The following is a 19,032-nucleotide window of genomic DNA, read 5'->3' on the forward strand; positions in this document are numbered from 1 at the left end:
ACGAAAATACGTAGCCGGGCTGAAGACTATGGGCGCATTGTGGCAATCGGAACCGAACAGTACGGAAGCTCCCTCTGAACACCTCGAACCTTCGCCATTGCCGAAAAGCCCACGCCAGCGCCGTCTTTGGTGGCGCCTTTTGTGGCTGGTGCTGCTGCTCGCCCTGATCGCCCTGGGCTATGCCGCCTCCGAAGAAATGCGCACTTCGCGCCTGCAGGCGCGAGAATTCAGCCAGTTCGCCGCGACCCTCAGTTATTCCATGCAACCCGGCCCCAGCGATGCCATTCGCTACCCTGGCGACGGCCCGTTCGACAAGCGCCTGGGCTACAGCTCGCTGGGGGAGTTCCTGCCGCGCCTGCTCAAGCGGGACTACGTCATCAATGAACAGACGCGTTTTTCGCCCGCATTGATGGACTACGTCGATCATGGCTTTTTCGTGCCTTATGCCGAGAAGATTCAGGCAGGCCTGTCGATTACCGACTGCAAGGGCGACGCCCTGTACCAGTTTCATTACCCGCAGCACCTGTACCCCGACTTCGCCTCGATCCCGCCGGTCATCGTCCACAGCCTGCTGTTCATCGAGAACCGCGACCTGCTCGACCCCGACGACCCACTGAACAACCCCGCCGTGGACTGGCCGCGCTTCGCCAAAGCGGCCTACACCCAGGTGGCCAAGTACCTGGCCCTGCCCGGCCAGTCGGCAGGCGGCAGTACCCTGGCGACCCAACTGGAAAAATACCGGCATTCGCCCGACGGCCTGACCGCCTCGGGCAGCGAGAAGATTCGCCAGATGATTTCCGCCAGCGTGCGCGCTTATCAGGATGGCCCGCAGACCCTGCAAGCCCGCCAGCGCATCGTCCGTGATTACCTCAATAGCGTGCCGCTGTCGGCGGTTCCCGGGCATGGTGAAGTACATGGCATGGCCGAAGGCTTGCGGGTCTGGTACGGCGCCGACTTCGCCCAGGTCAACCAGGCCCTGTCGTCCACCGACACCGACCCGGCCAGCCTCGCCGCCCGTGGCCTGGCCCTGCGCCAGGTGCTGTCGCTGATGATCGCTCAACGCCGGCCCTCGCACTTTTTGTCCAAGGGCCGGGCGGAACTGGCGTTGCTGACCGACAGCCACATCCGCATCCTCGCGGCCAGCAACATCATCGACAAGCCGCTGGCGGACGCCGCCCTGGCCAGCAAGGCCATCTACCGCGACTGGGTGGCCCAGCCGACCATTCAGCCAATCGTCACCAACAAAGGCATCAGCGTTGCCCGCAGCCGGCTGTCTTCGGCCCTCGGCCGGCCACTGTACGACCTCGACCGTCTCGACCTGTCGGCCACCAGCACCCTGCAGTCGGATTTGCAGGGCCAGGTCAGCCAGTACCTCAAGGACCTCGCCGACCCGGCCTTTGCGGAAAAAATGGGCCTGTTCGGCGAACGCCTGCTGACCCCGACCAGTACCACCCAGGTGCGCTATAGCTTCACCCTGCTCGAACGCACCGCCGACGGCTCAAGGGTGCGGGTGCAGACCGACAGCACCGACCAGCCGTTCGACATCAACGAAGGCAGCAAGCTCGAGCTGGGCTCGACCGCCAAGCTGCGAGTGCTGACCAGCTACCTGGAAATCATCGGCGAACTGCACGACAAGTACGCCAACACCCCGGCTGCGGAGCTGAAAAAAGTCCCGGTGGCGGAACTGGACTTCATTACCCGCTGGGCCATCGACTACCTGATCCAGAACAAGTACCGCGACCTCAGCGCCATGCTCAACGCCGCCCTTGAGCGCAAGTATTCCGCCAGCCCCGGCGAAGCCTTCTTCACTGGCGGCGGCCTGCATGTGTTCAACAACTTTCGCAAGGAAGACAACGGCCGTATCCCTACCCTCAAAGACGCCTTGCGCGAGTCGATCAACCTGCCGTTTATTCGCCTGATGCGCGACCTGGTGCGCTACAGCACCTACCAGCAGCCGGGCAACAGCGCCAGCCTGCTCAAGGACGATGCCGAGCCACGCCGCCAGGAGTACCTGGCACGCTTTGCCGACAAGGAAGGCACCGATTACATGCGCAGGTTCTGGAAGAAGTACCAGCGCAAGACGTCGCAGCAGCGCCTGGACACCTTCCTCGACAGCCTGCGGGTCACCCCGATCCGCCTGGCCGCAGTGCACCGCTACCTGTTTCCCGAGGCTGACCAGGCGACCTTCAACGCGTTCGTCCAGGCGCACCTGAAAAAGGACCGGGTCGAGAACAAGACCCCGGCGACCAAGCAGAACACCGTCACCGAGAAACGCCTGCAAGAGCTGTACGAAGCCTACCGCCCGGGCGCCTACGACCTGCCCGACCAGGGCTTTATCGCCAAGGTCCATCCACTGGACCTGTGGCTGCTTGGCTACCTGCTCCAGCACCCCAGCGCCACCTTCCAGGAGGCGGCTGAGGCCGGTCACTTCGAGCGTCAGGAAGTCTATGGCTGGCTGTTCAAGAGCCGGCACAAGGGCGCACGCGACAGCCGTATCCGCACCCTGGTGGAAATCGAAGCCTTCCTCGATATTCATCAGCGCTGGAAACGTGTCGGCTACCCGTTCGACCACCTGGTGCCGTCGCTGGCCACCGCCATCGGCAGCTCCGGCGACCGTCCGGCAGCCCTGGCCGAGCTGATCGGGATCATCCAGAACGATGGCGTACGCCTGCCGGTGCTGCGCATCGACACCCTGCACTTCGCCGCCGACACCCCGTATGAAACCCGCCTGACCAGCGACCCCGACCTCGGCCAGCGGGTGCTCTCGGTGGAAGTTGCCCGGGCCCTGCGCGGCGCCCTCTCGCAAGTGGTCGACGCCGGTACTGCGCGGCGGGTGTCGGGCAGCTTCAAACTGGCCGACGGCACCCCGCTGGTGATGGGCGGCAAGACCGGTACCGGCGACAATCGCATCGAAAGCTTCGGTGCCGGCGGGCGGCTGATCGGCTCACGCTCGCTGAACCGCACCGCGACTTTCGTGTTCTACCTCGGCGAAAACCACTTCGGCACCCTCACCGCCTTCGTGCCTGGCCGTGCGGCGGAATCCTTCCGCTTTACCTCGGCCTTGCCGGTGCAGGTGCTCAAGGGCATGGCGCCAATCCTGATGCCCTACCTGGAACCAGGCAGCCACACCCTGTGCAAGCCGCCGCGGATGGTCCAGCGTTAGTGGAAGCGCTTGGCGGTCGTGTAGCTTTTGGCCCAGTAACTGTTGCTCAGCGAATCGATACGAATGTTCTTGCCGGTTCGTGGGGCGTGGATGAAACGCCCTTCGCCGATGTACAGGCCGACGTGGCCGATCCGGCCCTGGCCATTACGGTTGAAGAACACCGCGTCGCCACGTTTTAACTGGCTCTGCTTGATGGTCCGGGCACCGGACTTGAGCATCGCCGCGGTGGTACGCGGAATCCTGATATCGGCCTCGTGACGGAACAGGTAGACCAGCAGGCCGCTGCAATCAAACCCGCCCTTGACCGACATGCCGCCCCAGCGGTACGGCACGCCGATCAACTCGTGTGCACGCTCGACCAGACGATCGAGGTTGGCTTCCAGCTCGTGCCGCACCGTGTGCTCGCGAGCGATTTGGGTAACGGAGAAATTGGCCTGGGCAAAAAACGACAGCCCCCAGAGCAGGCTGATGAAAAAAATTGAACGCGCCACGGTGAAATACTCACAGGTGAAGAAAACGTGGCGAATCTTAGGGGTGATTTCCGTGGGTGTAGATCAAGCCAATCTGAGGCGCTTGTAGGAAAAACCTTAAGCATTCCTACACGAATTCAGCACGTCCTACGCTTTTCATGAGAAATATTCTTATTCTCGCGCTTGCTTTAAGATATATCTTGAGTAATATCTGAAGATACATCTAACGCAAACGGAGATCCCCCATGCGTGACCATCATCCCCACCGCGAGCATGGCGACCGGCATGACGGCTTCGAACGCCGTCACGGCCGTGAACGCGGCGATCGCGGCCCCCGCGTGTTTGCCCCAGGCGACCTGAAACTGCTGTTGTTGTCGATGCTGGCCGAGCAGCCCTGCCACGGCTACGACCTGATCCGCCAGATCGAAAGCCTCTTCGATGGCAGCTACAGCCCCAGCCCCGGGGTGATCTACCCGACCTTGAATTTTCTTGAAGAAGCCGAGCTGATCAGCGGCCAGACCCAGGGCAGCAAGCGCCTCTACGGCATTACCGCAGCCGGGGAGAAGTCCCTGGCCGACCAGGCCATCGCCCTGGACGGGGTGCGCATGCGCATTGAAGTCAGCAAGCGTTCGCTGCGCGGCCACGACCGCCCGGCCGAGATCCACGAAGCGGTCCACAACCTGCGCCATGCCCTGCAGATGCACAGCGGGCGCTGGAACCCGGCAGAAATCGAGCGGGTCCGCACCCTGCTCAACGACACCGCCAAAGCCATCGTCGCAGGGCCCATTGCGACCTCAACGGAGCAAGCCGAATGACTGTTAGCGAAAACGCCACCATTCACCGCGTCAACCACGAGATCAAGCACCGCCGCCTGAACGTGCTGCGGGTCACCGAGCTGACCCCGCGCATGCGCCGCATCACCCTCGGCGGGCCAGAACTGCAGGGCTTTACCAGCGTTGGCAGCGACGATCACGTCAAACTGATGTTCGCCTGCTCGGCAGAAGAACAGGCCGTGCTCGACAACCTCGACTTCAGCCGCGACGGCCTGCGCCCGACCATGCGCGAGTACACGCCGCGGCGCATCGACCTGGCCGGCGGCGAGATGGACATCGACTTTGTCCTGCACGGCGACGGCCCTGCTTCGACCTGGGCGGCCCAGGCGCAAGTCGGCCAGGTGCTCAACATGGCCGGGCCACGGGCCTCGCTGGTGGTCCCGGATATCTTCGACAGCTACCTGCTGGTCGGTGACGAAACCGCGATCCCGGCCATCGCCCGGCGCCTGGAAGAACTGCCGGCCGGCCGCAAGGTGCTGGCAGTGATCGAGATCGAGAATGCCCAGGAGCAACAAGCACTGGCCAGCGCCGCGCAGGTCGAAGTGATCTGGGTTCTGCGCCAGCAGCAGGATCTGCTTGAAGTAGTGAAGGATCTGTCCTTGCCAAGCGGTCAGTTGTATACCTGGGTAGCCTTGGAAAAATCGCTGATGCGTAAGGCCAAGCGCCTGCTGATCGATGACAAGGGCGTCAAGGAAGACCTGATCAAAGCCGCCTCGTACTGGCAGCTCGACCCGCACGACGAATGAACGGCTGCCTCAGGGTTGCGTCCTGGCCTTGGCCAGGCGCCCGCCCTGCCAATGATCGAGGCCGAGCAACAGCAGACTGATGGCGACAAACCCGGTGAGAATCGCCAGCGCATTGAGCAGCACCTGGCCATAGCCCAGTTCGGCCACATCGATGAACGGATAGGGATAGACACCTATCACATGCCCGCGCAGCAGTGCGTAGGCAAAATACCCCAGCGGATACAGCAGCCAGGCCAGCAAATGCCTGAAACGCAGGCTGCCCTTCTCCACACAGCACCACCAATAGACCACGAACAGCAGCGGCATGACATCGTGCAGCAGCTCGTCCGCCAGCCATTGCCAACCTTGCGGGTGCCACAGGTGCCGCAGCAACAGGCTATAGGCCAGGCCCACGAGGATAATGCTCGCGGCAATCCCGGAACTGACCCAGGGCGCGAGGAAGAACCGTCGCAGCGCCGACTCGCGGCCGAATGCCGCGTGGCTCAGCACCACCGCGACCAGGGTGTTGCTGAGCACGGTGAAAAAACTGAACAAGGTCACCAGGCCGCCCAGCAGGCTCGCCTGCTCCTGCCAGCGTGCCAGCAACAGCAGGTACATCTGGATCGCCAGCGCGCTCCAGCCCAGGCACGCAGCCAGGGCAATCAGCAGCCTGCGCCGGCTCACCGGCTCAGCGGCCGCGCTGCATTTTCAGGTACAGGCGCTCGACTTTCTCGCGGGCCCAGGGGGTCTTGCGCAAGAAGGTCAGGCTCGACTTGATGCTCGGGTCGCTCTTGAAGCAGCGGATATCAATGCGCTCAGCCAGGCCGTCCCATTGGTACTTCGCGACCAGCGCGGTAAGGATCTGCTCCAGGGTCACGCCATGCAGCGGGTTTTGATTAGCGGCGGTCATGCCTGTGCTCCAGCCAACGAAAGGTGCGCACCTTAGCCGAGGCACGGCTGCAAGTCTTCAGACTTTTCGCATCCCAGGTGCTGCTAACAGACATTCTAGTGTGGGCAAAGGCTCTAGCCAGCGCTTGAGCGTTTTATCTTTGATGGTAATGTTATATTGTATCAACACTATAACACTGCCAAGGACCCCTTTCCTCCATGCGTCACTTACCCCTGCGCCTCTCTCCCCTTGCCGCTGCGCTCTGGCTCGCGTCCCCCGTGAGCCAGGCTGTCGAACTGCAACCCCAGGTGATCACCGCCAACCCGCTGGGCAACAGCGAGCTGGCTGCGCCCACCACTGTGCTCGATGGCGACGACCTGGCCCTGCAACAAAAAGGCAGCCTCGGCCAGACCCTCAACAACCAGCCCGGCGTCGCCTCGACCTGGTTCGGCCCCGGTGCCAGCCGCCCGGTGATCCGCGGCCTGGACGGCGACCGGATCCGCATCCTGCGCAACGGCGTTGGCGCCCTGGATGCCTCGTCGCTGTCCTATGACCACGCCGTACCGCTAGACCCGGCCACCGTCGAGCGTATCGAAATCGTCCGCGGCCCGGCCGCCCTGCTCTACGGTGGCAACGCCATCGGCGGGGTGGTCAACAGCTTCGACAACCGCATTCCGACTTCGCCCATCGACGGCATTCACGGCGCCGGCGAGCTGCGCTATGGCGGCGCCGACACCACCCGCAGCAGCGCCGGCAAGCTGGAGGCTGGTGATGGCCGCTTCGCCCTGCACCTGGACGCCAACAGCCGCCAGTTCAATGACCTGCGCATCCCAGGCGCAGCCCGCAGCTCGAAAGTGCGCGACGCCGACGAACCGGGCAGCAAGCATCGCCTGGAAAACAGCGACGGTCGCCAGGACGGCGGTGCCGTTGGCGGTTCCTACCATTGGGATCACGGCTATGCGGGCCTTTCCTACAGCCGTTATGACTCCAACTACGGCTCGGTGGCCGAACCGGGCGTGCGCCTGGACATGCAGCAGGATCATTACGGCTTCGCTTCGGAGTTGCGCGACCTCGACGGCCCGTTCAGTTCGGTGAAGGTCGATCTTGGCTATACCGACTACCAGCACCGCGAGCTGGAAAGCGGCGAGGTGCACACCACCTTCAAGAACAAAGGCTACGAGGCGCGGGTCGAGGCGCGGCATCAGCCACTGGGGCCAGTCGAAGGGGTGATTGGCGCCCAGGTCAGCCGCAACGAGTTCTCCGCCCTCGGCGAAGAAGCCTTCGTGCCGCACACCGACACCAACAGCCTGGCGCTGTTCATGCTCGAGCAGTGGCAAGCCACCGAACGCCTGAACCTGAGCCTCGGCGGGCGCCTGGAGCACACCCGGGTCGAACCCGACAGCAAGGGCAGCGAACGTTTTGCCGAGGCTGATCGTTCAAGCAGTTTCACCGCCGCCAGCCTGTCCTCCGGCGCGGTCTACGAGCTGACCCCGGTGTGGTCCCTGGCCGCGACCCTGGGCTACACCGAGCGTGCTCCGACCTTCTACGAGCTGTACGCCAACGGCGCCCACGTCGCCACCGGCACCTACGAGGTCGGTGACCCGAACCTGAGCAAGGAAAAAGCCATCTCCAGCGACCTGGCCCTGCGCTTCGACAACGGCACGCACAAGGGCAGCGTCGGTGTGTTCTACAGCCACTTTCGCAATTACATCGGCCTGCTGGCCAGCGGCAACCTGCGCGAAGGCCACGACCACGACCATGATCACGGCGATGAAGACCACGATCACGACCATGATCATGACCACGGCGGCGATGTACCCGAATACCTCTACCACGGGGTTCGCGCGCGCTTCTACGGCATCGAGGCCCAGGACCGCTGGCAACTGGCGCAGAACCGTTATGGCAGCTTTGCCCTGGAGCTGTCCGGCGACTATACCCGGGCCAAGAACCTCGACACCGGCGAAGACCTGCCGCGCATCGCCCCGCTGCGCCTGAACAGCGGCCTGTTGTGGGAACTGGATCGCTGGCAGGCGCGGGTGGACGTGCAGCACGCCAGCGCTCAGCACAAGAAACCGGCCAACGAGACCAGCACCGACGGCTACACCACCCTCGGCGCCAGCGTCGGCTACCGCTTCGATATCGGCCAGAGCCAGTGGCTGGCCTTCGTCCGGGGCGAGAACCTGACCGACCAGACCGTGCGCTACTCAAGTTCGATCCTGCGTGACATCGCCCCGGCACCAGGGCGCAGTGTCGAAGTCGGCTTGCGTACCACCTTCTAAAACAATAGCCCCCTGTGGGCGCCGGCCTTGCTGGCTCCCACAGCGGATCAGAGTCGCCTGCCTCAACCGCACTGTTACCAATCCGGCAACGGTGCCTCTTGCTGAATTGACTTTTTTTCTTACAAGTTCAGCTATATCCTCCCCGCCGCAAGCTGAACCGCTTCAGTCTATTTCCCTGCAGCTTTATCGCCGATGATCCTCGGAACTCGGTGGCCTTGCCGTTTTTTCAATAATCAAAAGATAGCGCTATCTCATGCCTCAGAACGATCGTTTCCGCTTTTCCCCCGCCACCCGGACACTGCTTTCGGGTCTGGCCATCGCCAGCCTCGCGCCTTGCGCCCAGGCCGCGGCGATGTTCGCCAGCGACTCGCCATGGATGCTTGGCGATTGGGGCGGCACCCGCACGGAGCTGGCTGAACGCGGCTACGACTTCACCCTCGGTTATACCGGCGAGATGGGCGCCAACCTGCACGGCGGCCATGACAACGACAAGACCGCGCGCTACAGCGACCAGTTCGCCCTCGGCACCCACCTGGACCTGCAGAAGATCCTTGGCTGGCATGATGCCGAGTTCCAGCTGACGGTCACCGAGCGTCACGGCAACAACATCAGTAATGACCGCATCAACGACCCGCGCGTTGGCGGCTTTACCTCGGCCCAGGAAGTCTGGGGACGTGGGCAAACCTGGCGGCTGACGCAGATGTGGATCAAGCAGAAATACTTCGACGGCGCGCTGGATGTGAAATTCGGCCGCTTCGGCCAGGGCGAGGACTTCAACAGCTTCCCGTGCGACTTCCAGAACCTGGCGTTCTGCGGCTCGCAGGTGGGCAACTGGGTCGGTGACATCTGGTACAACTGGCCGGTCAGCCAGTGGGCCCTGCGGGTCAAGTACAACCTGACTCCCGAGCTGTACGCGCAGATCGGCGCCTACGAACAGAACCCTTCCAACCTCGATCGCGGCAACGGCTTCAAGCTCAGCGGCAGCGGCACCCAGGGCGCGGTGATTCCGGTCGAACTGGTGTGGAGCCCGGCGGTCAATGGCCTGAAAGGGGAATATCGCGCCGGTTACTACTACAGTAATGCCAAGGCAAGCGATGTCTACAAGGACAGCAACGATCAACCGGCAGCACTGAGCGGCCAGGCTTACCGCAGCAGTTCGAGCAAGCACGGCTTCTGGCTCGGTGCCCAGCAACAGGTGACGTCGCTGGCATCTGACCATTCGCGTGGTTTGAGCGTATTCGCCAACGCCACGCTGCACGACAAGAAGACCAATGCCATCGACAACTATGTTCAGGCAGGTGTGGTGTACAAGGGGCCCTTCGATGCCCGCGCCAAGGACGACATCGGTTTCGCCCTGGCACGCGTGCACGTCAACCCTGCCTACCGCAAGAACGCCCAGGCCATCAACCAGGCCCGCGACGTCAGCGACTTCAACGACTCCCTGTTCCGTCCGATCCAGGACACCGAATACAGCGCCGAGCTGTACTACGGCATCCACCTGGCCGACTGGCTGACCGTGCGCCCGAACCTGCAGTACATCCGCCACCCCGGTGGCGTGAGCCAGGTCGATGACGCGCTGATCGGCGGGATCAAGATCCAGAGCAGTTTCTAACCACCCTTTTCACCTAACGGAGAACACACGATGAGCACTGATGGTGCCTTGAGTAGAACCCGCTGGCTGCCGCGACTGATCGGTGTGCTGTTGTTGCTGATGGGCCTGGCCCTGCTGGCTGGCGGTATCAAACTGAGCCAGTTGGGCGGTTCGTTGTATTACCTGATCGCCGGCATCGGCTTCGCCCTGTCCGGCATCCTCTTGCTGGCCCTGCGCCGCCACGCCCTGGGCCTGTATGGCCTGGTGCTGCTCGGCAGCACGCTGTGGGCCTTGTGGGAAGTGGGACTGGACTGGTGGCAGCTGGTGCCGCGCCTGGCCCTGTGGTTCGCCCTGGGTGTGGTGTTGCTGCTGCCGTGGGCACGCCGCCCGCTGCTGGGCAACCCGTCCAAGGTCAACAGCGGCCTGCTGAGCCTGGCCGTAGTGCTATCGGGCGCTACTGCAGTGGCCAGCCAATTCACCCACCCGGGTGAAATCAAGGGCGAGCTGGGCCGCGAAAGCGCCGAGATGAGCAGCACTGCGCCGCAGATGCCGGATGGCGAGTGGCAGGCCTACGGCCGTACCGAATTCGGCGACCGCTACTCGCCGCTGCGCCAGATCACCCCGCAGAACGTGCACAAGCTGCAGGAAGCCTGGCGCATCCGCACTGGCGACCTGCCGACCGACAACGACCCGGTCGAGCTGACCAACCAGAACACCCCGCTGAAGGTCAACGGCAAGCTGTACGCCTGCACCGCCCACAGCAAGGTGCTGGCCCTGGACCCGGACACCGGTGCCGAAATCTGGCGTTTCGACCCGCAGATCAAGAGCCCGGTGGGCTTCAAGGGCTTCGCCCATATGACCTGCCGTGGTGTGTCGTATTACGACGAAAACAACTACGTCAACGTTGACGGCAGCCCGGCGCCGAAAATCAGCGATGCCGGCCAGGCCGTTGCCGTCGCCTGCCCGCGTCGCCTCTACCTGCCGACTGCCGACGCCCGTCTGATCGCCCTCAACGCCGACACCGGCAAGGTCTGTGAAGGTTTCGGCAACCAGGGCGTGATCGACCTGACCACCGGCATCGGCCCGTTCACCGCCGGCGGTTACTACTCCACCTCGCCTGCGGCGATCACCCGCGAACTGGTGATCATCGGCGGCCATGTCACCGACAACGAGTCGACCAACGAGCCGTCCGGGGTGATCCGCGCCTACGACGTGCACGATGGCCGCCTGGTATGGAACTGGGACAGCAACAACCCGGACGACACCGCACCATTGGCGCCGGGCAAGACCTACAGCCGCAACTCGGCGAACATGTGGTCGCTGGCAAGTGTCGACGAAAAACTGGGCATGGTCTTCCTCCCGCTGGGCAACCAGACCCCCGACCAGTGGGGCGCTGATCGCACCCCGGGCGCCGAGAAGTACAGCGCCGGTATCGTTGCGCTGGACCTTGCCAACGGCAAAGTCCGCTGGAACTACCAGTTCACCCACCACGACCTGTGGGACATGGACGTCGGCAGCCAGCCAACCCTGCTCGACCTGAAGACCGCAGACGGCGTCAAACCTGCGCTGATCGCCCCGACCAAGCAAGGCAGCCTGTACGTGCTCGACCGTCGCGACGGTACGCCGATCGTGCCGATCCGCGAAATCCCGGTACCGCAAGGTGCGGTCGAAGGCGATCATACCGCGCCGACCCAGGCCCGCTCGGACCTCAACCTGCTCGGCCCGGACCTGACCGAACAGGCCATGTGGGGCGCCAGCCCGTTCGACCAGATGCTTTGCCGCATCCAGTTCCGCGAACTGCGCTACGAAGGCCAGTACACCCCACCGTCGGTGCAGGGCAGCCTGGTCTACCCGGGTAACGTCGGCGTGTTCAACTGGGGCAGCGTCTCGGTCGACCCGGTCCGCCAGTTGCTGTTCACCAGCCCCAACTACATGGCCTTCGTTTCGAAGATGGTGCCGCGCGCCGAAGTCGCCGCCGGCAGCAAGCGCGAGAGCGAAACCAGCGGTGTGCAGCCGAACACCGGCGCACCCTATGCGGTGATCATGCACCCGTTCATGTCGCCACTGGGCGTACCGTGCCAGGCGCCAGCCTGGGGTTACGTGGCCGGTATCGACCTGACCACCAACCAGGTAGTGTGGAAGCACAAGAACGGCACCAGCCGCGATAGCTCGCCGATCCCGATCGGCCTGCCGATTGGCGTGCCAAGCATGGGCGGCTCGATCGTCACCGCCGGCGGCCTGGGCTTCCTCAGCGGCACCCTGGACCAGTACCTGCGTGCCTATGACAGCAACACCGGCAAGGAACTGTGGAAATCGCGCCTGCCGGCCGGTGGCCAGGCCACGCCGATGACCTACACCGGTAAGGACGGCAAGCAGTACGTGCTGGTGACCGCTGGTGGTCACGGCTCGCTGGGTACCAAGATGGGCGATTACGTAATCGCTTACAAACTGGCTGAGTAGGCCTTAGCTGCCAGCTACAAGCTTCAAGCTGCAAGCACCGCGCTCCTCACGTGCGGCTTGTAGCTTGAAGCTTGAATCTTTGCTCCACCCGCCCCATCTAAGCACCATAGTCATTGAGCAGGTGCGCCATGAGCGATCAGCAGGATCTACCGGAACGTCCCGAGGAAAACGCCGAAGTCGAGCATCTCGAAGCCGCCGAAAACAGCGGCCATAGCCTTGCTTTGCCGGGCCAACAGCTGCCGGACAAGGTCTATATCATCCCGATCCACAACCGCCCGTTCTTCCCCGCGCAAGTATTGCCGGTGATCGTCAATGAAGAACCCTGGGCCGAAACCCTGGACCTGGTCGCCAAGACCCCGCACCACTCCCTGGCCCTGTTCTTCATGGACACGCCGCCGGAAGACCACCGTCATTTCGACACCTCGGCCCTGCCGCTGTACGGCACCCTGGTCAAGGTTCACCACGCCAGCCGCGAGAACGGCAAGTTGCAGTTCGTCGCCCAGGGCCTGACCCGGGTGCGCATCCGTACCTGGCTCAAGCACCATCGCCCGCCTTACCTGGTCGAGGTCGAGTACCCGCATCAACCCAGCGAGCCGACCGACGAGGTCAAGGCCTACGGCATGGCCCTGATCAACGCGATCAAGGAGCTGCTGCCGCTCAACCCGCTGTACAGCGAAGAGCTGAAGAACTACCTCAACCGCTTCAGTCCCAACGATCCGTCGCCGCTGACCGACTTTGCCGCGGCGCTGACCTCGGCCACCGGCAATCAGCTGCAGGAAGTGCTCGACTGCGTACCGATGCTCAAGCGCATGGAAAAAGTCCTGCCGATGCTGCGTAAAGAGGTCGAAGTCGCGCACCTGCAGAACGAGATCTCCGCCGAGGTCAACCGGCAGATCGGCGAGCACCAGCGCGAGTTTTTCCTCAAGGAGCAGCTCAAGGTCATTCAGCAGGAGCTGGGCCTGACCAAAGACGACCGCAGTGCCGACCTCGAACAATTCGAGCAGCGCCTGCAAGGCAAGACCCTGCCCGCAGCCGCACAAAAGCGCATCGACGAAGAGCTGGGCAAGCTGTCGATCCTCGAGACCGGCTCGCCCGAGTACGCCGTCACCCGCAACTACCTGGACTGGGCCACCGCCCTGCCCTGGGGGGTCTACGGCAAGGACAAGCTCGACCTCAAGCACGCGCGCAAGGTGCTCGACCAGCATCACGCCGGCCTCGATGACATCAAGGAACGCATCCTCGAGTTCCTCGCCGTGGGTGCCTACAAAGGCGAGATCAGCGGCTCCATCGTGCTGTTGGTAGGCCCGCCGGGGGTTGGCAAGACCAGCATCGGCAAGTCGATTGCCGAATCCCTGGGCCGACCGTTCTACCGTTTCAGCGTCGGCGGTATGCGCGACGAGGCCGAGATCAAGGGCCATCGCCGCACCTACATCGGCGCCCAGCCGGGCAAACTGGTGCAGGCGCTGAAAGACGTCGAGGTGATGAACCCGGTGATCATGCTCGACGAGATCGACAAGATGGGCCAGAGCTACCAGGGCGACCCGGCCTCGGCGCTGCTGGAAACCCTCGACCCGGAGCAGAACGTCGACTTCCTCGACCATTACCTGGACCTGCGCCTGGACCTGTCCAAGGTGCTGTTCGTGTGCACCGCCAACACCCTCGACTCGATCCCCGGGCCGTTGCTCGACCGCATGGAAGTGATCCGCCTGTCCGGCTATATCACTGAAGAAAAACTGGCCATCGCCAAGCGCCACCTGTGGCCCAAGCAGTTGCAAAAGGCCGGGGTGGCCAAGACCAGCCTGAGCATCAGCGACAGCGCCTTGCGCACGGTGATCGAGGGTTATGCCCGCGAAGCCGGGGTACGCCAGCTGGAAAAACAGCTGGGCAAGCTGGTGCGCAAGGCCGTGGTGCAACTGCTCGAAGATCCCGAGAAAAAGATCAAGATCGGCCCCAAGGACCTCGAAACGTCACTGGGCATGCCGGTGTTTCGCAGCGAACAGGTGCTGACCGGCAAAGGCGTGATCACCGGCCTTGCCTGGACCAGCATGGGCGGCGCTACCCTGCCGATCGAGGCGACGCGCATCCACACCCTCAATCGTGGTTTCAAGCTCACCGGCCAGTTGGGTGAGGTGATGAAAGAGTCCGCTGAAATTGCCTACAGCTACGTCAGCGCCAACCTCAAGCAATATGGCGGTGATCCGAGCTTCTTCAACGAGGCCTTCATTCATCTGCACGTACCCGAAGGCGCCACGCCCAAGGACGGCCCCAGCGCCGGGGTGACCATGGCCAGTGCGCTGCTGTCGCTGGCGCGCGACCAGGCGCCGAAGAAAGGCGTGGCCATGACCGGCGAGCTGACCCTGACCGGCAAGGTCCTGCCGATTGGCGGGGTGCGCGAGAAGGTGATTGCGGCGCGGCGGCAGAAAATCTTCGAGCTGATCCTGCCGGAAGCCAACCGCGGTGATTTCGAAGAATTGCCGGATTACCTCAAGGAGGGTTTGAGCGTGCACTTCGCCAAGCGCTTCAGTGATGTGGCGAAGGTGCTGTTCTAACCCCGGACCATAGATGTGGGAGCGGGCTTGCCCCGCGATCGGGCGCGCAGCGGGCGCAATTCAGGCTTCACCTGGAGTGCTGGCTGTACCGGCCTCATCGCGGGTCAAGCCCGCTCCCACAGACGATGCAGGCCCTTGCCCCGCGATCATCTTCGGTTATGCTGCGCTTTCGTCGCCTATCCGGAGCCATCATGACTGCCGCCCGCCTGCTCGTTCCCCTGGGCCTTGCCCTGCTAGCTGCCTGCGCACAAAAACCTGTGCACAACGTCGAACTGGACAACCAGGCCGACTGCCCGCTGCAACTGCAAAACGGCCAGAACCTCACCCTGACCCTACCGAGCAACCCCAGCACCGGCTATCGCTGGCTGGTGCAGAACCCGGCCGCAGGCATCCTGCGTAGCCTCGGCCCCGAGGTCTACAGCCACCCGGAAGATGCCGGCATCGTCGGTAGCGCCGGGCAATCGGTGTGGCGTTTCCAGGCCCAGGGCGCCGGTGAAGGCCATCTGCTGTTGGTCTACCAGCAACCCTGGGCCCCGGAAGTGCGCCCGGTGCAGACCTTCGACTGCGCAATCACGGTCAAGTAGGCCGCGCTGGTCAGCGGGCCATGCATCCTGGCGCCAGTTTGGCTAAAATGCCGGCCTTTTACCGCCCAACGCCTGGATTGCCCCCGTGAGCAAAGAACCCGACCGCCTTTTCGCCCAGCCCCTTGGCCAGGTGCCCGACTTCGCCTTCAACGAAGACGTGGTGCGGGTGTTCCCGGACATGATCAAGCGTTCGGTGCCCGGTTACCCGACCATTGTCGAGAACCTCGGCGTGCTCGCCGCCCAGTTCGCCCAGCCCAACACCGCCTTGTATGACCTGGGTAGCTCGCTCGGCGCGGTGACCCAGGCGCTGCGCCGGCATGTGCGCAGCGACGGTTGCCGGGTGATTGCCATCGACAATTCGGCGGCCATGGTCGAGCGCTGCCGGCAGTACCTCAATGCCCAGGACTCGATGTTCCAGGAGCTGTTGCCGGTCGAGGTGATCGAAGGCGACATCCTTGCCCTTGAGTTCCAGCCGGCCTCGGTGGTGGCGATGAACTTCACCCTGCAGTTCATTGCCCCCGAACAACGCCTGGAGCTGCTCACACGTATTCGCCAGGCGCTACTGCCGGGCGGTGCGCTGATCCTTTCGGAGAAGCTGCGCTTCGAAGACGCGGATGAACACGCGCTGCTCACCGACCTGCACGTGGCCTTCAAGCGCGCCAATGGCTACAGCGAACTGGAAATTGCCCAGAAGCGCAGCGCCATCGAGAACGTGATGAAGCCCGACAGCCTCGAAGAACACCGCCAGCGCCTGCTGGCGGCTGGTTTCTCCAAGGTTGTGCCCTGGTTCCAATGCCTTAACTTTGCCTCGTTGATTGCCCTGCCATGATTGATCTGTCCCCCCTGGTCCGCCGCTTGGCGGGCACCCCCCTGGCGCAATGGGCGCAAGGCCTGCAAGCGCAACTCGACGCCAAGATGGAAAAAGGTCATGGCGACCTGGAACGCTGGCAAGCGGCGCTGGATGCCTTGCCAGTGCTGGAACCCACGCGCATCGATCTGCAGAACGGCCTCAACCTCGATTGCGACTGCGACGACGACACCCGCGCGCGCATGCAGCAGGCGCTGATGGGCCTGTCGCCGTGGCGCAAGGGGCCGTTCGACCTGTTCGGCGTGCACGTCGACACCGAATGGCGCTCGGACTGGAAGTGGTCGCGCGTCGCCCCGCACCTGGACCTCAAGGGCAAGCGGGTGCTGGATGTCGGTTGCGGTAATGGTTACTACCAGTGGCGCATGCTCGGCGCCGGAGCCGACAGCGTCATCGGCGTCGACCCCAACTGGCTGTTCTTCTGCCAGTTCCAGGCGGTGCAGCGCTACCTGCCGCAGCTGCCGGCCTGGCACCTGCCCTTCGCCCTGGAGGACCTGCCGGCCAACCTCGAAGGTTTCGACACGGTGTTCTCCATGGGCGTGTTCTACCATCGCCGCTCGCCCATCGAGCACCTGCTGGCGCTCAAGGACTGCCTGGTCAAGGGCGGTGAACTGGTGCTGGAAACCCTGGTGATCGAAGGCGACGAAAACCAGGTGCTGGTGCCGGAAGACCGCTACGCGCAAATGCGCAACGTCTGGTTCCTGCCGTCGGTGCCGGCCCTTGAACGCTGGTTGCGCCGTGCCGGTTTCAGCGATGTGCGCTGCGTCGATGTCAGCACCACCAGCATCGAAGAACAGCGCAGCACCGAGTGGATGCGCTACCAGTCGCTCAGCGACTTCCTCGACCCCGACGACCACAGCCGCACCATCGAAGGCCTGCCAGCGCCGCGCCGCGCCGTACTGGTGGCGCGCAAATAAAACAGGCGCCCGTAACGGGCGCCGAAGATTCACCTTTTCCAAAGGAGCTGGGGAGCTTCCAAGGTGAACGGAGCTACTCTTTGGCGACCTGCTTCTGTTTGCTCTCACGCTCGGACTCGGCCACGGCCTGGTCCTTCTTGCCGTGAATCTGCTCCTGGCTGAGGCGGAAGTTTTCCCAGAACTGCCTGGAACGCTCCGCCCCGCCTTCGGCCAGTGCCGCGCTACTGCCCAGGGCCAATACGGCCATCAGCACATACTTGTTCAGGCTCATGTTGCTCACCTCGTGATTGAATTTCAGGACAGTTCAATCTTACGGGGGGCAAGCTAACGCCAAGGTGAGGCGGACATTACAGTGCTGCAAGATTCGCCTTACAGCACGGTCAGCGGATACTCGACAATCAGGCGCACCTCATCGAGGTCCGATTCGAATGCCGTGGCCCGGGTCGTGGCCTGGCGCACGCGCAGCGACAGGTCTTTGAGGCTGCCGGACTGCACCACATACTTCGCCTCGATATCGCGCTCCCAGCGCTTCTGCCCGGTCAGCGGGTTGCCCTCGGCATCGCGGCGCATGTACACGCCGTTGGCATCGGAGTAATCAATGCCGCTGCCGCGCCCGTAGCGGCTCATGAACGACAGGCCCGGCACGCCATAGGCGGCCATGTCGAGGTCGTAACGGAGCATCCACGAGCGCTCTTTCGGCGAGTTGAAGTCGCTGTACTGGATCGAGTTGTCGAGGTAGATCGAGTCGGACTGGCGCAGATAGTCAAAATCGTTGTCACCCTGGTTGCGCTGGTGCGACAAGGCCAGGGTGTGGGCGCCATAGCTGACGCCAACGCGGGCGCTCCAGATGTCGTTGTCGAACGTGCCGAGCAGTTGCTGGCCCTCGTCCTTGGCCTTGTAGTAGTTGAAGCTGGTAAAGCCGGTGAGGTCGCGGGTGATCGGGTACTTGTAGCTGACTCCGGCGTAGTACTGGTCCCAGGCGTCCTTCAGGCGGCTGCTGTAGAGGCTCAGGCTGAGGTTGTCGGTGGCCTGGTAATCGCCGCCGAAATAGCCCAGCCAGGGCGAATCCACGGGGCCGGCGTAGAAAGTCACGAAACCGTCGCGGTTGTTGCTCGACAGCGGCTGGCTCATGGCATGCAGGCGCCCGCCCTGCACTTTCAGGCCGGCCAGGCTGGTGTTCTCCAGGGTCCAGCCGGTGAAGCTTTCCGGCAACAGCCGCGAGTCGCCGAAATGCACCACCGGAGTGGTCGGGAACACGTCACCGAACTTGAGCTCGGTGTCGAACAAGCGCGCCTTGATCGCGCCACCGAGCTTGCTGAAGTTGCTGGCGGTATCGCCATTGCGGTCCACCGGCAGCATGTCGAACGAACTGCGCCCGCCGCTGCGGCCATCGCCGCTGTCGAGCTTGAGGGCGAGCATGGCGTGGGCATCCAGGCCAAAACCGACCGTGCCCTCGGTGTAACCTGACTCGAAGCGGGCGATAAAGGCCTGGGCCCAGGCCTCGGCGTAACCGGCCTTGCCGGTAGGCGATTGCTCACCGTTACGGTAGTCGCGGTTGAAATAGAAGTTACGGCTGAGCACCGTCAGGCTGCTGTCTTCGACAAAGCCTCCGCCTGCGGGCTGGCTGACGGCATTGGCGGTCGCACAACTGGCCAGGGCCAGGGCGCCGGTAAAACAGGCTGTGGATTTGTTCCCCATCTTCAACTC

Annotated in this window: 15 protein-coding genes; 10 read left to right on the forward strand and 5 right to left on the reverse strand. The window is 63.5% G+C overall.

Features of this window, described 5'->3' with window-relative positions:
• Window positions 1-28: 28 nt before the first annotated feature.
• Window positions 29-3,163 (forward strand): transglycosylase domain-containing protein, encoded by a 3,135-nt coding sequence (locus LOY37_RS21290; RefSeq protein WP_258715663.1) that lies wholly within the window; start codon window positions 29-31, stop codon window positions 3,161-3,163.
• Here LOY37_RS21290 and LOY37_RS21295 read toward each other — a convergent pair.
• Window positions 3,160-3,654 (reverse strand): C40 family peptidase, encoded by a 495-nt coding sequence (locus LOY37_RS21295; protein WP_045197678.1) that lies wholly within the window; start codon window positions 3,652-3,654, stop codon window positions 3,160-3,162. The genes LOY37_RS21290 and LOY37_RS21295 overlap by 4 nt on opposite strands.
• Window positions 3,655-3,878: 224 nt before the next feature.
• On the opposite strand from LOY37_RS21295, the gene LOY37_RS21300 reads away from it, so the two are divergent.
• Together LOY37_RS21300 and LOY37_RS21305 are read left to right on the forward strand one after the other, a co-directional pair.
• Window positions 3,879-4,448 carry a PadR family transcriptional regulator gene (locus tag LOY37_RS21300; protein ID WP_045197676.1) on the forward strand — a complete coding sequence of 190 codons (570 nt, stop codon included), beginning with the start codon at window positions 3,879-3,881 and terminating at the stop codon, window positions 4,446-4,448.
• A complete protein-coding gene (locus tag LOY37_RS21305; RefSeq protein WP_213603415.1) occupies window positions 4,445-5,212 on the forward strand; it encodes a siderophore-interacting protein in 768 nt (255 codons plus the stop codon). The genes LOY37_RS21300 and LOY37_RS21305 overlap by 4 nt, the downstream gene beginning before the upstream one ends.
• 9 nt (window positions 5,213-5,221) lie before the next feature.
• On the opposite strand, the gene LOY37_RS21310 is transcribed toward LOY37_RS21305, so the two are convergent.
• Both LOY37_RS21310 and LOY37_RS21315 read right to left on the reverse strand, forming a co-directional pair.
• Window positions 5,222-5,875: a Pr6Pr family membrane protein gene (locus LOY37_RS21310; RefSeq protein WP_258715664.1), complete on the reverse strand. Its 654-nt coding sequence runs from the start codon at window positions 5,873-5,875 to the stop codon at window positions 5,222-5,224.
• A gap of 4 nt (window positions 5,876-5,879) precedes the next feature.
• Window positions 5,880-6,101 carry a VF530 family DNA-binding protein gene (locus LOY37_RS21315; RefSeq protein WP_045197670.1) on the reverse strand — a complete coding sequence of 74 codons (222 nt, stop codon included), beginning with the start codon at window positions 6,099-6,101 and terminating at the stop codon, window positions 5,880-5,882.
• 197 nt (window positions 6,102-6,298) lie between these two features.
• Between LOY37_RS21315 and LOY37_RS21320 the strand changes: the two genes are divergently transcribed.
• The 7 genes from LOY37_RS21320 (at window position 6,299) to cmoB (ending at window position 17,325) form a co-directional block, all read left to right on the forward strand.
• Window positions 6,299-8,359, forward strand: a complete 2,061-nt coding sequence (locus LOY37_RS21320; protein ID WP_258715665.1) for a TonB-dependent receptor — start codon at window positions 6,299-6,301, stop codon at window positions 8,357-8,359.
• Window positions 8,360-8,612: 253 nt separating this feature from the next.
• On the forward strand, window positions 8,613-9,971 hold the full coding sequence (locus LOY37_RS21325) for a carbohydrate porin (protein WP_045197666.1): 1,359 nt from the start codon (window positions 8,613-8,615) through the stop codon (window positions 9,969-9,971).
• A gap of 30 nt (window positions 9,972-10,001) precedes the next feature.
• On the forward strand, window positions 10,002-12,410 hold the full coding sequence (locus tag LOY37_RS21330) for a glucose/quinate/shikimate family membrane-bound PQQ-dependent dehydrogenase (RefSeq protein ID WP_123564639.1): 2,409 nt from the start codon (window positions 10,002-10,004) through the stop codon (window positions 12,408-12,410).
• Between the two features lie 128 nt (window positions 12,411-12,538).
• Complete coding sequence (gene lon / locus LOY37_RS21335) at window positions 12,539-14,959, forward strand: endopeptidase La (protein ID WP_258715666.1); 2,421 nt, start codon at window positions 12,539-12,541, stop codon at window positions 14,957-14,959.
• Between the two features lie 191 nt (window positions 14,960-15,150).
• On the forward strand, window positions 15,151-15,543 hold the full coding sequence (locus LOY37_RS21340) for a protease inhibitor I42 family protein (protein ID WP_045197660.1): 393 nt from the start codon (window positions 15,151-15,153) through the stop codon (window positions 15,541-15,543).
• An 85-nt stretch (window positions 15,544-15,628) separates the two neighbouring features.
• On the forward strand, window positions 15,629-16,372 hold the full coding sequence (gene cmoA / locus LOY37_RS21345; RefSeq protein ID WP_093380069.1) for a carboxy-S-adenosyl-L-methionine synthase CmoA: 744 nt from the start codon (window positions 15,629-15,631) through the stop codon (window positions 16,370-16,372).
• Window positions 16,369-17,325 carry a tRNA 5-methoxyuridine(34)/uridine 5-oxyacetic acid(34) synthase CmoB gene (cmoB, locus tag LOY37_RS21350; RefSeq protein WP_258715667.1) on the forward strand — a complete coding sequence of 319 codons (957 nt, stop codon included), beginning with the start codon at window positions 16,369-16,371 and terminating at the stop codon, window positions 17,323-17,325. Before cmoA ends, cmoB begins: the two co-directional genes overlap by 4 nt.
• Before the next feature lie 73 nt (window positions 17,326-17,398).
• On the opposite strand, the gene LOY37_RS21355 is transcribed toward cmoB, so the two are convergent.
• Window positions 17,399-17,596, reverse strand: coding sequence for a hypothetical protein (locus tag LOY37_RS21355; protein WP_045197655.1), 198 nt, complete (start codon window positions 17,594-17,596; stop codon window positions 17,399-17,401).
• Window positions 17,597-17,694: 98 nt separating this feature from the next.
• The gene (locus tag LOY37_RS21360; protein WP_309475535.1) at window positions 17,695-19,023 is read right to left on the reverse strand and encodes an OprD family porin; all 1,329 of its coding nucleotides are present in this window, start codon (window positions 19,021-19,023) and stop codon (window positions 17,695-17,697) included.
• Between the last annotated feature and the right edge of the window lie 9 nt (window positions 19,024-19,032).

The sequence above is a fragment of the Pseudomonas sp. B21-012 genome (genome assembly GCF_024749305.1).
Lineage (GTDB): Bacteria > Pseudomonadota > Gammaproteobacteria > Pseudomonadales > Pseudomonadaceae > Aquipseudomonas.